11 protein-coding genes are annotated in these 15,588 nt (G+C 67.3%); 5 read left to right on the forward strand and 6 right to left on the reverse strand.

The window, feature by feature from the left end; genetic code table 11:
• Positions 1-16 precede the first annotated feature (16 nt).
• Positions 17-1,225, reverse strand: a complete 1,209-nt coding sequence (pgfA, locus tag ACPGXI_RS13725) for a cell envelope lipid trafficking protein PgfA (RefSeq protein WP_526653770.1) — start codon at positions 1,223-1,225, stop codon at positions 17-19.
• Between the two features lie 309 nt (positions 1,226-1,534).
• Between pgfA and ACPGXI_RS13730 the strand changes: the two genes are divergently transcribed.
• Positions 1,535-2,656: an acyltransferase family protein gene (locus ACPGXI_RS13730; RefSeq protein WP_526653788.1), complete on the forward strand. Its 1,122-nt coding sequence runs from the start codon at positions 1,535-1,537 to the stop codon at positions 2,654-2,656.
• Between the two features lie 64 nt (positions 2,657-2,720).
• Here the strand turns inward: ACPGXI_RS13730 and ACPGXI_RS13735 are convergent, their stop codons facing one another.
• Together ACPGXI_RS13735 and ACPGXI_RS13740 are read right to left on the reverse strand one after the other, a co-directional pair.
• Positions 2,721-6,908 carry an alpha-(1->3)-arabinofuranosyltransferase domain-containing protein gene (locus tag ACPGXI_RS13735; protein ID WP_526653772.1) on the reverse strand — a complete coding sequence of 1,396 codons (4,188 nt, stop codon included), beginning with the start codon at positions 6,906-6,908 and terminating at the stop codon, positions 2,721-2,723.
• Between the two features lie 84 nt (positions 6,909-6,992).
• The gene (locus ACPGXI_RS13740) at positions 6,993-7,166 is read right to left on the reverse strand and encodes a DUF2613 domain-containing protein (protein ID WP_014813542.1); all 174 of its coding nucleotides are present in this window, start codon (positions 7,164-7,166) and stop codon (positions 6,993-6,995) included.
• Between the two features lie 249 nt (positions 7,167-7,415).
• Between ACPGXI_RS13740 and ACPGXI_RS13745 the strand changes: the two genes are divergently transcribed.
• Positions 7,416-8,495: a glycoside hydrolase family 3 N-terminal domain-containing protein gene (locus ACPGXI_RS13745; RefSeq protein WP_526653790.1), complete on the forward strand. Its 1,080-nt coding sequence runs from the start codon at positions 7,416-7,418 to the stop codon at positions 8,493-8,495.
• A gap of 65 nt (positions 8,496-8,560) precedes the next feature.
• The gene (locus tag ACPGXI_RS13750) at positions 8,561-9,208 is read left to right on the forward strand and encodes a TetR/AcrR family transcriptional regulator (RefSeq protein ID WP_526653774.1); all 648 of its coding nucleotides are present in this window, start codon (positions 8,561-8,563) and stop codon (positions 9,206-9,208) included.
• Between the two features lie 10 nt (positions 9,209-9,218).
• Here the strand turns inward: ACPGXI_RS13750 and ACPGXI_RS13755 are convergent, their stop codons facing one another.
• Both ACPGXI_RS13755 and ACPGXI_RS13760 read right to left on the reverse strand, forming a co-directional pair.
• Positions 9,219-10,049, reverse strand: coding sequence for a MaoC/PaaZ C-terminal domain-containing protein (locus ACPGXI_RS13755; RefSeq protein ID WP_526653776.1), 831 nt, complete (start codon positions 10,047-10,049; stop codon positions 9,219-9,221).
• Positions 10,050-10,078: 29 nt separating this feature from the next.
• Positions 10,079-11,440: a 3-oxoacyl-ACP reductase gene (locus tag ACPGXI_RS13760; RefSeq protein ID WP_526653778.1), complete on the reverse strand. Its 1,362-nt coding sequence runs from the start codon at positions 11,438-11,440 to the stop codon at positions 10,079-10,081.
• Between the two features lie 154 nt (positions 11,441-11,594).
• Here ACPGXI_RS13760 and ACPGXI_RS13765 point away from each other — a divergent pair, with 154 nt between their 5' ends.
• Positions 11,595-12,908, forward strand: a complete 1,314-nt coding sequence (locus ACPGXI_RS13765) for an acetyl-CoA C-acetyltransferase (RefSeq protein ID WP_526653780.1) — start codon at positions 11,595-11,597, stop codon at positions 12,906-12,908.
• 144 nt (positions 12,909-13,052) lie between these two features.
• Positions 13,053-13,988: a TIGR03564 family F420-dependent LLM class oxidoreductase gene (locus ACPGXI_RS13770; RefSeq protein ID WP_526653782.1), complete on the forward strand. Its 936-nt coding sequence runs from the start codon at positions 13,053-13,055 to the stop codon at positions 13,986-13,988.
• 73 nt (positions 13,989-14,061) lie between these two features.
• On the opposite strand, the gene ACPGXI_RS13775 is transcribed toward ACPGXI_RS13770, so the two are convergent.
• Positions 14,062-15,588: acyl-CoA dehydrogenase C-terminal domain-containing protein (locus tag ACPGXI_RS13775; protein ID WP_526653784.1), on the reverse strand; the 1,527-nt coding region annotated here is incomplete at its 5' end.

Raw genomic sequence — 15,588 nt, forward strand, 5'->3', positions numbered from 1 at the left:
GCAAGGAAACGCGCTATCAGCTGGGTTCGTCCGGTTTCAGGTCGGACGGCCGTGCGGCCGGAAGTTTCTCGGTCTTGGCTTCTGCCCCCGGCACCGGTTCGCCCTCATCGCCGCGTCCCCCGAAGAACCGCAGGCCGGCGTCGTCGAGGCCGGGATCGATCAGCATGGACTCCGCGCGCAGGGTGAAGGACCCCAGCAGGGCGCCGCCAACCATGGCGATGAGTCCCAGTGCGGTGAAGGTGATGGGCAGGATGCGGCTCCACAAGGCGAGAGTGTCGCGTTCATCCTGCGCGGCCGCCACCTGGGATTCGACCGACTCCGCATTGGTGGTCACGCTGTAGTCGACGAACGTCACCTCGGGCTCGATCGCGTCGCGCGCGTAGTAGTGATGGGCGCGGTCGGTCTGCTTGACGATCGTGCCCGATACGGGATCTACCCAGAACGTGCGCTGAGCGGCGTAGTAGCGCGTCATCGTGATCGGCTCTTCGGGGTCGTCCGCCTCGATGCCCCACATGCCGGCCGGGGCGGTCGCCTGGGAGTCGGCGTCGTCGTCGTACAACGACGAGTACTTCACCGGCTCCACGAGCTTGCCGTCGGAGTCGTAGCCGACATTCTGGTTGAATTTGTAGGTGGTCAGCCCGTTGACGTCGTCCTCGCCGGAGTAGTTGGCGTCGAACGCTTTCTGGGCGATCGGGTCGAACACCGGGTAGGTCTTCTTTTGGGTGTCGAACGGGAAGCGGTAGGTCAGCCCCTCGTGCGGCAGCGCGATGTTGGTGGGGGGGTCCTCGCTGTCGATCGTCCGAGGCTTCTGGATGGCACCACCGGGGTTGCTCTCGCTGGATACCGCGAGCGCGGTCGTGCGGTCCAGCGTGACCGTGTCCACCATCGCCAGCAGCAGGCCGTTGTCCCGCTGCTGATCGCTGCGCCGCAGGGTGCTGCCGACCTGCAGGGTCACCACGTCAGCGTTGGACGGTGACTCCACGCTGATCTGTTGTTGCATGACCAGCGGCACGTCCTCGTCGATGACGAACTGCTGGCTGTTCAGGGATTCCGGATCGAACGCCTCACCGGAGCCGTCGCTGACCAGCGTCGCATCGATGTTCAGCGGGATCTTGGCGATCTTGCCCGTGGTGTAGGTGGACAGCAGTAGTGCCGCGATGAGCAGGGCGGCACCGAGCCCCATGATTCCGCAGGCGGCGATCCGCAGCGCAACTGCGCGGTTCAATACCGTGTCTCCCTTCGCGCGCCGCCACTGGCCACTACCCCACCGTGTCGGCTGTCGGTGACGTGCCAAAACCTGTTCGACCCTAACAGCACACGCCGGGGCCGTGGCCTACTGCGACCTCTTCGCCATCGTGTTCACGAAGACGCCCGATCTCCAGGGCCGCTGCGGGCATGACTACCCGTTTTCGTCTCGGTCGACCAGGCGGGCACACTGGTGCTCGTGAGCGGAACCGTGACGGTGACGGGTGTGCTTCCGGCGGACGCCGGCACCGTCGGCGGAACCCGCGGATTCTTGCCCGCCGTCGAGGGCATGCGCGCCTGCGCGGCCATCGGGGTGGTAGTCACCCATGTTGCTTTCCAGACTGGTCACACCGGCGGAATCTCCGGACGGGTGCTCGGTCGATTCGACCTTGCGGTGGCTGTGTTCTTCGCCCTCTCCGGATTCCTGTTGTGGCGCGGGCACGCCGCGGCGGCGCGCGGTCTGCGATCGCGACCTGCGACCGGGCACTATCTGCGCTCACGCGTCGTGCGCATCATGCCGGGTTACCTGGTAGCCGTCGTGGTGATTCTGACCCTGCTGCCGGATGCCAAGGCGGACCTCACGGTATGGCTGGCGAACCTGACGTTGACCCAGATCTACGTGCCGCTGACGTTGACCGCAGGCCTGACCCAGATGTGGAGCCTGTCGGTGGAGGTGGCCTTCTATGTGGCGCTACCGTTCCTGGGGCTGCTGATGCGGTGGGTTCCACTGCGGGCCCGCATCGGCGTCATCGCCGCCGCGGCGGTCGCCAGCTTCGGCTGGGCGCTGTTGTGGCAGTTGGTTCCCCTCGACACGCCCTACGGTGTCAACCCTCTGAACTGGCCGCCGGCATTTCTGTCGTGGTTCGCGGCGGGGATGCTGCTCGCCGAACTGACCGTCAGCCCGGTCGGATGGGTGCACCGGCTGGCCCGTCGCCGCGTCCTGATGGCCTGCGTCGCGGTGGTGGCTTTCCTCGTGGCGGCCTCGCCGTTGGCCGGCCCGGAGGGCCTCACGCCGGGCAGCGTCGATCAATTCATCGTCAAGATGGCGATGGGGGCGGTGGTGGCCGGCGCGCTGCTGGCGCCATTGGTGCTGGACCGGCCCGATACACCGCACAGGTTTCTGGGCAGCGCCACGATGGTCACGTTGGGGCGTTGGTCTTACGGTCTGTTCGTCTGGCACCTGGCCGCGCTGGCGATGGTGTTCCCGGTGATCGGTGAGTTCGCCTTCAACGGCCACATGCCTGTTGTCCTGGTATTGACGGTGGTGTTCGGCTTCGCCATCGCTGCGGTCAGTTACGCGTTGGTCGAGTCTCCATGCCGAAATGCTCTGCGTCGCTGGGAGAGGCGTGTTGATCCGACCCCGCTGGACAGCGCGGTCAACGAGGTGATTGAGCCGGCCTTCGCGCGATGATCGCTTTCGGCCGAGCGTCATCGGTCGGCAGTAGTCAATCGGCAGTAGTTAATCGTCGAACGAGTTAATCGTCGAACGGCAATGCTGACACCGCCACCGCGACGACGGACAACAAGGTGAGGAACTGCACCCCAGCAGAGTGTCCTGCGTATCCGTCCACCGAGCGCCACGGATGCTGACTGAGCACCGCGCCTGCGAGGACGAGTCCTGCCGCGGCGGTGCCGACAGTTATTCTTTGCCATAGTGTTTCGCGCGCGCGCAGCAGGTGCCGGAAGCCGAGCGCGATGCCGGCTACCGCGGCCCCCGCGACGCCGGAGATCACTGTTGCCGCTACGACCAGCGCCGTACCGCGTGCGGTCGTCGCCGGGTTCCTCGGCGGGGCCGGCGAATTGACGGCCCGCGTGCCCCGAGCCGGCAGGAACGCCAAGCCGACCAGGATCGGCAGCAGGGCGAGGCCACCGATCAGCCCGGCCTGGTAGGTCGCATTGGACGGGAAACTCAGCGTGAGAGTTCCGGCAGTTCCTGCCGGCAGAACCCACCCCTGCTGCCAGCCGTTGACGGTGACCGCGGTCAGCGCCGCGCCGCTGCTGGTGCGTGCGACCCACCCTGGGTTGACGCTCTCGGGCACCACCAGGACCCGGGTCGCCTCCGACGGTGGCACCTCGACATCGCGGTGGTCGCTGGTCCAACTGCCGGCGTCGGCGGGAAAGGTGGTGGCCGAACCCAGTCGGGCGCCCGGCGGGGCAGCCAGTTGGATCCCGTCGACGATGAACACCGGACCGGGGCTGATCAGCAGTTCCTGCGGACCGGCAGGGAGCGTGATCGGCTCATCGCGACAGGGACGCGCGGGGATCGGCGCGTTGTCGAGGAGAGCTCCGACGGTCGCGGTAACCGAAGTCTGCACGAATTGGCCCGCGACGCCGATGATCGGGCCCTGCCCGCACGGCACGCTGATGGCGCGGGCGCGGTTGGTGGCTGCGTCGGCGGCCCCGATCGGCACGCCACCTGCGTCGAGCGCCACGATCTCAGCCAGCCCTGGGGGCTTGAGCTGGTCGAAACCGAGTGCCGTGCGGTCGATGACGTCGTTCCAGTCCAGCAGCGACACCGTGATGGAGTCGGTGACGCTGGGCGTGAGCTCCACCGTCTGAGGGCCTCCGGTGAGGCGGCGCACCTCCGGCCCGTCCCCGAGGTTGACGGCCAGCAGCGTCGGCGCCGCCGGGAGCGCGGACGAACTCGGCGTCACCCTCAGCGCCGCCACCGTCTGCGGTTCCGGCAGCTTCAGAACGAGCGTGGCAGGAGTGTGCGGTTGCACGATGCGCTGAGGTGCCGTCCACGCCGTGCCGGGATCCCCGTCGGTGGCCGCATAGGCCGACCCGAGGACGTCGATCAGGTCGGAATCGCCTGCGGCCCTTGTCATACCGGGCGCTGCGATGAGGTCGGCGAGGTTCGGACCCTGGCGGGCACGGACCCACACGGTCGGCGTCACCGTTGTCTGCTCCGGCACCATCAGAGTTCGGCTCAGGTTGACCGGCTCCTCGGAGGACAACGCCATCGCCGCCGCACAAAGAACACCGGTGGGGCTCTCGGCGCAGCCCGCCCGGCCCAGCAACTCGGAGCCCAGGTCCCATTGGGCGACAACTGAACCCGATGGCGGACCGGGTACCTCGACGGTGCGGCGGAGGCTCACCGGGTGGGCGAAACCGTTCGCGTCGTACTGGGTGACGGTGAAGTCGGTGATGCCGAACTGCACGCCGGGGGAGCCGTCGTCGGTAGCCACGGCGGTGATCCGTACCCAGGGCGACTCGCCGTAGGGCAACGCGACGGTCACCGGTTTGCCTGCCTCTTCGAAACGTACCGTGCTCGTGCCGTTGACAGTGGCCACCTCGAGCCGTCGCACCTGGGCGCCGACGGCGGTGGCACTCGGGGTGATCGTGACGGTGGCGTTGGTCACCGGGTGGTCGAAATCGACCTGCAGCCACTGGCCGACTGCGTTTTGCAGCGCGTTGGAGACCCAACTGGTGGACGAGTCGCCGTCGATGGCTGCGGCAGCCGCGGAGGCGGGCGAGACGTTGGGCAGCGCCGTGGAGTCCGACGCCGAACTCGAAACCGAGATGCGGCCGCCGTCCCATTGTGCGTAGACCGGTTCCGTGTCTCGGACGGGGTAGTCGGGCACCCTGTTGAAGGTGTTGCGCGGATCGTCGACAGTGCGAACTGCCGAGGAGTGGTCGTCAACGCGGCCGTAGTCGGTTTCGCGCGCCAGCGGAGTGTCGGTCACCGTGACGACCGGTGCGGGCAGCCCTGCGCGCAGCGAGTCCGCGGTCAGCAGCATCGGACCCAGTGGTGGCAGGCCGGATAGCCGCCGTCGCTCATCGAGGCGCAACAACACCTCCGGCCCGCCGTCCACGCGGGCCATCGTGTCGGCATCGACCAGGTAGGGGGCAGACGCTGTGGAGCCACCCGGCGCAGCCTGTTGCACCGCGAAGACTTCGATGGCGGGGTAGCGCGGGCGCACCCCGCTGTCGGTGACGAACCCCTCCAGGCTGCCCGGGCCGACCGGATCGCCGAACTCGGCGACCTTACTCAAGCCCGGCGAACCTTCGATCGCCCGGTGGACCAGGATGGGGCGCGCCGATCTGGACATGTCGGGGTCCAGGTCGTTGCGCACCACCACATACGAAATACCCTGACGGGCAAGGGTATCGGCCAGGCCTGCGGACGGCCGTCCGGCAGCCAGCAGCCGCTGCACGGAATCCAGGGCGCGGATCGTCTCCGGCGGGGTCAGCGGGATGGAGTCTCGGACACCCCAGGGACTGCTGCCCAGCACCTGGAGCGGCTCGTCGTGGCTGTTTCCCCACACCTGGGTGGCGAACGGGGCGCCGGGCACCACCAGAACCCGCCCGGGCTGAGGTGATCCGGTGTTGTTCGCATCCAGCCAGTCCGCCGTGTCGTGCCAGTACTGCGGGATCGCGTCAAACGCACCCGGTGGGCTCAGCCGGCCGGTCCAGGCCAGCGACGTAGCGGCGGTAAGCGCGGTGAGCAGCACGATGCCCACGGCGATGCGCTTGTCCTTCTCCGGGTGGGCGAAGGCATCCCGCCACGCTGCCCGCGGCGCGCTGCCCGGCAATGGAATGCGCCCGAGCAGATGGGCCAGCCCCAGCGCCAATGGCAGCCGCAGCAATGGTTCCAGCTTGTGCAAGTTGCGTAGGGGAGTGCCGTCCGCGTCGAGGAACGCCTGGACGTGGTGCGCGATCGGTGACCCCAATCCGCCGCCGTAGCTTGCGGCCAGCAGCACGACACCCAGCATCAGGATCGTGATCAGCCTGCCTTTGGCGGGCATCGTCGGCAGCGCGAGCCCGGCCAGGCCGCCGGCCGCCACCAGCGTGGTCGCCAGCACCGCCACCGAACCGGTGACCAGCGGCGCACCCGCAGTGGCGGCCGGAGCCACATATGGTGTCCACGCGCCGGTGCCGCGAAGCATCTCGGTCAGCGACATCCATTGGGTGGTGACGCCGGAGGACTCGATGAAGTCCAGGAACGGCGGGCTGATCCGGCCCAGGTGCACCAGCGCGACGACCCACCACGTCACGGCCAGCACCGCGCACAACAGCCACCACGCGGTGAAGCGCCGCCACACCGCGGTGGGGCGATGGCAGGCCAACCAGACGAGCGCGACCAGACAGGCTGCCAGCGTCGCGACGGCGTTGACCGCACCCATGAGCGCGATGGCCAGGCCCGAACGCGCGGCCAGCATCCTCAGCCCCGGTCCAGTCGGGTCGTCACCCGCGCCCTCATTCCCGCCGCGCAGAGCGATGATCACCGGTAGCAGCACCCACGGCGCCAGCATCATCGGCAGCGTCTCCGATGAGATCGCGCCGATGGTGGTGAGCACCCGCGGTGAGAGCGCGTACGCGATGGCGCCGATCACCCGGGAGGAAGGGCTGCCGATGCCCAGCACTTCGGCCACCCGCAACAGGCCCCAGAAACCGACGGTCAGCAGCAGCGCCCACCACAACCTTTGCGTCACCCAGTCCGGCACGCCCAGTAGGTCACCGGCGAGGAAGAAAGTGCCGTGCGGAAACAGGTAGCCATAAGCCTGGTTCTGCGCCTGACCGAAAGGCAGGTCGCTGTTCCACAGGCTGAATGCGCGGGTCAGAAATCGCAGCGGGTTGGCAGTGAGATCGAGCTTGGTGTCGGGTGAGATCTGTCCGGGCGACTGGGCGAAACTCAGGGCCAGTGCCGCCGCGGCGGCCACCCAAAGCCAGCGTCGGGGAAGTGGTTCGGCCGCTACTGGGCGGGAACGGCTAACGGCGGAGGGCAGGAGCGTCGCGACCCGGATCTAGCTTCTGTCGCCGTACTCGACCCTGTTGAGCACCGATGACGCCGGGTCGCCCGCCTGTAGCGGTGGTTTGGTGTCCTGCTGCACCATCAACGTCACTCCGAATACAGCAGCCGCGCCCAAGAGCAGGCCGACGACGATGCTGGCCGCGGCGGGCACGAGAAACCGGTCCATGGCGCCAAAACTAGCACGTGCGGCACGACGGAGGCGGTGCGATCAGTCCATGACGCAGCCGGTAGCGGACCAGGGTTTCGAACGCGACCGCCGCTGCCGTTAGTGTCGTCTGTTATGCCCCGAGCTCTATTGAAAGCCCCTGGTGCTCTGCTCGCGGTGATGGCGGTGCTGCCGACAGCTGCGTTCACCCTGGGATGCACGTCGACCACCGAGTCACCCCGTTCATCGGCAACCAGCCTGCCACTGTCGATGGCTGCCGGCCCGGCCCAGGGTATTGCGGCCGCGCCGGCCGCTCCCGCGCCCGCGCCGATGGCGCCGGTCTGCGGCGATCCGGCCGCGATGCCGACGCGGGCCAAACTCGCGCAGCTCCTCATGGTCGGGGTGTCCGGTGCCGCGGATGCCCGCGCGGTCGTCGACACGCACCAGGTGGGCGGCATCATGATCGGCAGCTGGACCGATCTGTCCATGCTGTCGGACGGTTCGCTGGCCGACGTCGCGGCTGCGGCCGGACCATTGTCGCTGGCGGTCAGCGTGGACGAGGAGGGCGGCCGCGTCTCGCGGCTGTCGAGCCTGATCGGTTCACAGCCTGCGCCCCGGGTGCTGGCCCAGACCAGGACGCCCGAAGAGGTCTACGGCATCGCGCTCGACCGCGGCCGGCAGATGCGCGGCCTGGGTATCACCGTCGACTTCGCACCCGTGGTCGACGTCACCGACGCGCCGGCCAGCACGGTGATCGGCGATCGGTCCTTCGGTTCGGATCCGACCACGGTCACCGACTACGCCGGCGCTTACGCCCGTGGACTCCGTGACGCGGGGGTGCTGCCGGTGCTCAAGCACTTCCCGGGGCACGGCAATGCATCGGGAGATTCGCACGCCGGCAGCGTCGTCACGCCCCCACTGGCCGATCTGCAGGCCAGCGACCTGGTGCCCTACCGGACGCTGACCACCCAGGCCCCGGTGGGGGTCATGGTGGGACACATGGAGATCCCCGGGCTGACCGGCAGCGAGCCGGCGAGTCTGAGCCCGGCGGCCTATGGACTGCTGCGATCTGGCAACTACGGCGGTCCACCGTTCAATGGGCCGGTGTTCACCGACGACCTTTCCGGCATGCGGGCCATCACCGACAGATTCGGGGTCGCCGACGCGGTGCTGCGCTCCCTGCAGGCCGGAGCCGACGTCGCGTTGTGGGTGACGACCGCCGGGGTGCCCGCAGTGCTGGACCGCTTGGAGCAGGCGGTGGAGGCCGGCGAACTGTCGATGGCGGGCGTGGACGCCGCGGTGATGCGGATCGCCGCGTTCAAGGGCCCCTCGCCAAGCTGTGGCGGCTGATTCGCCGGCCATTGCTTACCCTGTGGGTAGGAACACGTCGCGTTTCGGCGGGGAAGGCACAGCGCATGCCAGGTGGAACCAAGCGGTTGCCGCGTGCTGTCCGTGAGCAGCAGATGCTCGATGCCGCTGTCCAGATATTCTCGGTGAACGGCTACCACGAGACCTCGATGGATGCGATCGCGGCCGAGGCGCAGATCAGCAAGCCGATGCTCTACCTCTATTACGGCTCGAAAGAGGAGTTGTTCGGCGCCTGCCTGGATCGGGAGCTGACCCGGTTCGTCGACGAGGTCCGTACCGAAATCGACTTCGACGACCCGCCAAAAGAGTTGTTGCGCAGCGCGGTTCTGTTGTTTCTGCAGTACATCGATGCCCACCGCACATCCTGGATGGTGCTCTATACCCAGGCGACGAGCTCTCAGCGGTTTGCCCATACCGTGCGGGAGGGCCGCGAACGCATCATCGAACTCGTCGGACGTCTGCTGCGTTCCGGTACCCGATTCCCGGAACCGGACGCCGACTTCGACCTCATGGCCATCGCACTGGTGGGCGCGGGTGAGGCGGTGGCCTCGCGCGTCAGCACCGGCGATGCCGACGCTGACGAGGCGGCTCAGTTGCTGATCAACCTATTCTGGCTGGGTCTGAAGGGTAAGCCTTCCGACGCGGCCGGCGCCGGGCCCGCCGATGCCGAGGCAACGGCGAACGCGTCGACGTAGCCTTCCGGCTTCAGGCCGGTGTCACCGAGCCGGTCAGGTGTGGGTAACCCTTGGACAGGTGGCGCAGCGTCAGCTGCCAGCCGTCGGCGTCGCGGTCGACGTACAGGCCCGCGCGGGCGGGTAGCACCACGGGTTTGGCGAACCGCACCGAGTACTTCACCGCCTCCGGAAGTTGGCCTTCGATATTGCCCAGAACAGCGGCGGCGCTGTACATTCCGTGTGCTATCACGGTCGGAAATCCGAACATTTTCGCCGCAATCGCGTTGGTGTGTATCGGGTTGTGGTCCCCGCCGATCGATGCGTAGCGGCGGATCTCCGCGGGCGTGATGCGCAGCACCGCGTTGGGCGGCCCCAACTTCGGCTGTTTCTCCTGCGGCGGCTTGGGCTCATCAGAGAGGCTGGTCCGTTGCTGATGAAGGAATGTCGTCACCTGGTGCCAGGCGGTGTCGTTTCCGACGTTGACGTCGGTAACGATGTCCACGAGCAGGCCCTTGCGATGCTCCCGCAGATTCTCGGCATGGACAGCCACGTTCACCGTGTCGGTGACCGCGATCGGGCGGTACTGGGTGATGTGGTTCTCCAGGTGCACCGAACCCATTGCGGCGAAGGGGAAGTCGAAGCTGGTCACCAGCGACATCACCGTCGGGAACGTCAGCGCGAAGGGATAGGTCAACGGCACCGTGTCGTCGAACCGCAGGCCGGTGACGTTGGCGTACCCGGCCACGTTGGCCGGATCGATCCTCAGCTCGCGGGCGCTCAGCGTGCGGTCGGGCAGGGTGTTGTCGCGAGGTACCAAGGGCACGGCGCCGGCGGCAGCGCGAAACAGATTCTTCAGACTCATGGTTGGTCGATTCGCTCCGTGAACTTCACTCATGCCCCCAGCATCGCCTGGCCGCACACCCGGATGGTGTTGCCGGTGACGGCGTTCGACGCCGGGCTGGCGAAGTAGGCGATGGCCTCGGCGACATCCACTGGCTGACCGCCCTGGAACAGCGAGTTCAGCCGCCTGCCGACCTCGCGGGTGGCGAGCGGGATGGCGTCGGTCATCTTGGTCTCGATGAAACCCGGTGCGATCGCGTTGATGGTGATGTCCTTCTCGGCGAACTGCGGCGCCAGGCCATCGGTGAGCCCGATCATTCCGGCCTTGGTCGTGGCGTAGTTCGTCTGGCCGCGGTTGCCCGCGATGCCTGCCATCGACGATAGCCCGACGATTCGTCCGCCTTCGGCGATCGTCCCGTTGCCGACCAGGCCCTCAGCAAGCCGCAGCGGTGCAAGCAGGTTGACCGCGATGACTGAGTCCCAGCGGCTTTCGTCCATATTGGCCAGCAGCTTGTCGCGGGTGATACCGGCATTGTTGACCAGGATGTCCAGCCGGCCGCCGGTGTCCCCGTAGTGCTGATTCAAGTGTTCGGTAATGCGATCCACCGCATCGTCGGCGGTGACGTCCAGCGTCAATGCGGTGCCGCCGACCTTGGTGGCGAGTTCAGCAAGCGCGTCGGCGGCATCTTTGATGTCCACCGCGATCACCTTGGCGCCGTCGCGCGCGAACACCTCGGCGATGGTCGCGCCGATGCCTCGTGCGGCTCCGGTCACGACCGCGACCTTGCCCTCCAGCGGCTTGTCCCAGTCCGCCGGCGTGACGGAGTCGGCTGCGCCGACCCGGAACACCTGGCCGTCCACGTAGGCCGACTTTGCCGACAACAGGAACCGCAGGGTGGATTCCAGGCCCGTTGCGGCCGGACTCGCGGCCGCCGAGAGGTAGACCAGCGCCGCGGTCGCGCCGTCGCGCAGCTCCTTGGCCAATGAGCGGGTGAATCCCTCTAGCGCGCGCTGCGCCGTGCGTTCTGCGACGCTGCCGGTTTCCTCGGGCGTAGTGCCGACGACGACCACGCGGCCCGAGGGCCCGAGGTTGCGCAGGACCGGGGTGAAGAACTCGTAGAGCGCCTTGAGACCCTCGGGTTCGGTGATTCCGGTGGCGTCGAACACCAGCCCACCGAACGAGTCTGCCCAACGGCCTCCGAGGTTATTGGCGACCACCTCGTAGTCGTCGGCCAGCGCGACGCGCATCGGCTCCACGATGCGACCCGCGCCGCCGATCAGCAGTGAGCCGGCCAGCGGCGGCTGGCCCGGCCGATGGCGGCGCAGCGCCTCTGGCTGCGGGACGCCCAGTTGCTTGGCCAGGAACGAACCCGGCCCGGAGTTGACGACTTGTGAGAGCAGATCGGAAGCCACGGTGCTACCTTTCGGAATCTGAAGTAAATCATCGCGCAACGGGTGCCCATCGCGATCGGACTGTCCTGCCTACCATGAACTTACTCCAGAGTAAGAACGGTGGGTAGTATGACGCTCGACACCCTAACGATCCTCGCGACGCCGGGAGGCACACGTGGCTGACAACAACACGACCCGCCGGGTAGCCATCCTCGGAGGCAACCGGATACCGTTCGCGCGCTCCGACGGTGCCTATGCCCACGCTTCCAACCAGGACATGTTCACCGCGGTGCTGGACGGTTTGGCCGATCGCTTCAACCTCGGGGGGGAAAAGCTCGACGCAGTGATCGGCGGCGCGGTGCTCAAGCACAGTCGCGACTTCAACCTGATGCGCGAATGCGTGCTGGGTAGCTCGCTGTCTTCCTATACGCCGGCCTTCGACCTGCAGCAGGCCTGCGGAACGGGGCTGCAGTCGGCGATCGCCGCTGCCGATGGGATCGCCCGGGGTCGCTACGAGGTGGCTGCTGCCGGTGGCGTGGACACCGCATCGGATGCGCCCATCGCTTTCGGCGACGACCTGCGCCGCGCCCTGCTGGGTCTGCGGCGTGCCAAGTCCAACATCGATCGGCTCAAGCTGGTGGGCAAGTTGCCCGCGGCGGTGGGCGTGGAGATTCCGGTCAACAGCGAACCCCGCACCGGCATGTCGATGGGTGAGCACGCCGCCGTCACCGCCAAGGAGATGGGCGTCAAGCGGGTCGACCAGGACGCCCTGGCCGCGGCCAGTCATCGCAACATGGCTGCCGCCTACGACAGCGGCTTCTTCGACGATCTCGTTACCCCGTTTCTCGGGCTCTACCGGGACAACAATCTGCGCGCCGACTCCTCACCGGAGAAGTTGGCCAAGCTCAAGCCCGTCTTCGGGGTACGCGACGGCGATGCGACCATGACGGCAGGGAACTCGACCCCGCTGACCGACGGCGCTTCGGTGGCTCTGCTGTCCTCGCCGGAGTGGGCCGCCGCACACTCGACCCCGGTGCTGGCGTACTTCGTCGACGGAGAGACCGCGGCGGTGGATTACGTCAATGGCCGCGACGGCCTACTGATGGCACCGACGTATGCAGTGCCGCGTCTGCTGGCCCGCAACGGGCTGAAGCTGCAGGATTTCGACTTCTACGAGATACACGAGGCCTTCGCGTCCGTGGTGCTGGCAACACTGTCGGCGTGGGAGTCCGACGAGTACTGCAAGGAGCGCCTCGGGCTGGACGGCGCGCTCGGCTCGATCGACCGGTCCAAGCTCAATGTCAACGGCTCTTCGCTTGCCGCCGGGCATCCGTTCGCCGCGACCGGCGGCCGCATCGTCACCCAGCTGGCCAAGCAATTGAGCCTGAAGAAGGCCGAAAACGGTGGAGCGGCCGGGGCTCCGGTGCGCGGCCTGATCTCAGTCTGCGCCGCTGGTGGCCAGGGCGTGACGGCCATCCTGGAGGCCTGAGAAAAAACACGTGCCGGGGCGCTGTAACGCGCGCCGGTAGGCGATCGATACATGGGATAGCTCCGTGTTGCCGTCTGACCCCCCGACCCGACGGCAACGCGGAGCTCTTAGCTTGCCGGGTGAGATCCGGGTTAGATTCAGTGCATGCAGATCAGCATGTTCGGACAGCTCAGCGGTGTCGACCCCACGACAGATGGTTCAACGATCGACGCGACCATCGCCAACCTCACCCGGTTGCGGGACGAGGGCTTCCGCCGCGTGTGGATGAGTCAACTGCCCTACGAGGCAGACCTTCTCACCGTGCTGGCGGTGGCGCTGCGGGAGGTCGACACGATCGAGGTCGCCAGTGGCGTGGTCCCGATCCAGAACCAGCACCCCATGCAGATGGCGCAACGCGCGCTGACCGTCAGCATGGCCTCGGGTGGCCGTTTCCTCCTCGGGCTGGGAATGACCCATGCTGCGGTCACCGAGGGGATGTGGGGCATCCCGTGGAACAGGCCGGTGCGCAGGCTCAACGAGTACCTCGACGGGTTGCTTCCGCTGTTGGCCGGTGAACCGGCCAACGCGACGGGTGAGACCGTCACCACCCGCGGCGCTTTGATGATCCCGGGTGCGCCGCGCCCCGACGTGTATATCGCTGCCCTGGGTCCCCAACTGCTGCGCCTGGCGGGCCGTCGGACATCGGGCACGTGCACGTGGATGACAGGCCCGGCCACCCTCGACAAGCACGTCGGCCCAACGCTGCGGCAGGCGGCCGCCGACGCTGGTCGCCCCGAGGATGCCGTGCGGGTTGTTGCCGCGCTGCCGGTGGCAGTCACCGACGATGTTGATGCGGCCCGTCGCCAGGCCGCCGAGCAGTTCGCGATGTACGGGACGCTGCCGTCCTACCGCGCGATGCTGGACCGCGAGGGATTCGCCGGGCCGGAGGACGCAGCGATCATCGGGGACGAGCAGACGGTGTCCCAACGGCTCGACGAACTGGCGGATATCGGTGTCGACGAGTTCGTCGGAGCACCGTTTGACCCTTCCGCTGAGGGACGGGCACGCACCCGTGCGCTGATGCGGTCGCAGGAGAGCTGACCACGCCAAGCAAGGCGCCCCCGGGAAGAGTCCGGGGGCGTCTCGCGTGGAACGTAGGTACAGCGGTGCTGAACTAGAACGCTGCCTCGTCCAATTCCATGACCTCGTTGTCGAGGTTGTCCACGATGGCGCGGGTGCTGGTCAGCAGCGGCAGGAAGTTCTTCGCGAAGAACGATGCCACCGCAACCTTGCCCTCGTAGAAGGCCCGGTCATCACCGGTCGCTCCTGCGTCGAGTTTCTCGATCGCCACGGCTGCCTGCTGTTGTAGCAGCCAACCCAGAATGAGGTCGCCGACACTCATCAGGAAGCGCACCGAACCCAGCCCCACCTTGTAGATGCTGCTCGGGTCCTCTTGCGAAGCCATCAGGTAGCCCGTCAGCGTGGCAGCCATGCCCTGGACGTCCTCCAGCGCGGTCGCCAGCAGAGCCCGCTCCGCCTTGAGACGGCCGTTGCCTTCCTCGTTCTTGACGAACTGCTCGATCTGACCGCCGATGTGCCCCAGCGCGACACCCTTGTCGCGGATGATCTTGCGGAAGAAGAAGTCCTGCGCCTGGATGGCGGTGGTGCCTTCGTAAAGCGAGTCGATCTTGGCGTCGCGGATGTACTGCTCGATCGGGTAGTCCTGGAGAAAGCCGGACCCACCGAAGGTCTGAAGGCTCTCGGTGAGTTTCGCGTATGCCTGTTCGGAGCCGACACCCTTGACGATCGGCAGTAGCAGGTCGTTGACCTTGCCGGCCAGGTCGGGCTCGATGCCGTGCAGCGCCTTGGCCACCGCAGCGTCCTGATGGGTCGCGGTGAACAGGTACAGCGCGCGCAGACCCTCCGCGTAGGCCTTCTGAGTCATCAGCGAGCGGCGTACGTCCGGGTGATGGGTGATGCTGACCCGCGGCGCGGACTTGTCGGTCATCTGGGTCAGATCCGCACCCTGCACGCGGGTCTTGGCGTACTCCAGGGCGTTGAGGTAGCCGGTGGACAGCGTGGCGATCGCCTTGGTGCCCACCATCATCCGGGCCTGCTCGATCACCTCGAACATCTGCGCGATACCGTCATGCACCTCGCCGACCAGCCAGCCCTTGGCGGGCACGCCATGCTGGCCCAGCGAGAGCTCACACGTGGTGGAGATCTTGAGGCCCATCTTGTGCTCGACGTTCGTGACGAACACGCCGTTTCGCTCGCCCGGCTCGCCCGTCTCGGTGTCGAACAGGAACTTGGGTACGAAGAACAGGGACAGCCCCTTGGTGCCCGGGCCTGCGCCTTCCGGGCGGGCCAGCACCAGGTGCATGATGTTCTCGAACAGATCGTCGGAATCGGCAGACGTGATGAAGCGCTTCACGCCGTCGATGTGCCAGCTTCCGTCGGGCTGCTGGACGGCCTTGGTACGTCCGGCGCCGACGTCGGAGCCGGCATCGGGCTCGGTCAGCACCATCGTGGAGCCCCAGCCGCGATCGGCGGCGAGCTGGGCCCACTTCTGCTGCTCTTCGGTTGCGAGGTGGTAGAAGATATTGGCGAAGCCGGCGCCCATCGCGTACATGTACACGGCGGGGTTGGCGCCAAGGATGTGCTCCTGCAGGGCCCAGGCCAGCGCGCTGGGCATCGGTGT

The sequence above is a fragment of the Mycobacterium sp. genome (assembly GCF_049608025.1).
Lineage (GTDB): Bacteria > Actinomycetota > Actinomycetes > Mycobacteriales > Mycobacteriaceae > Mycobacterium.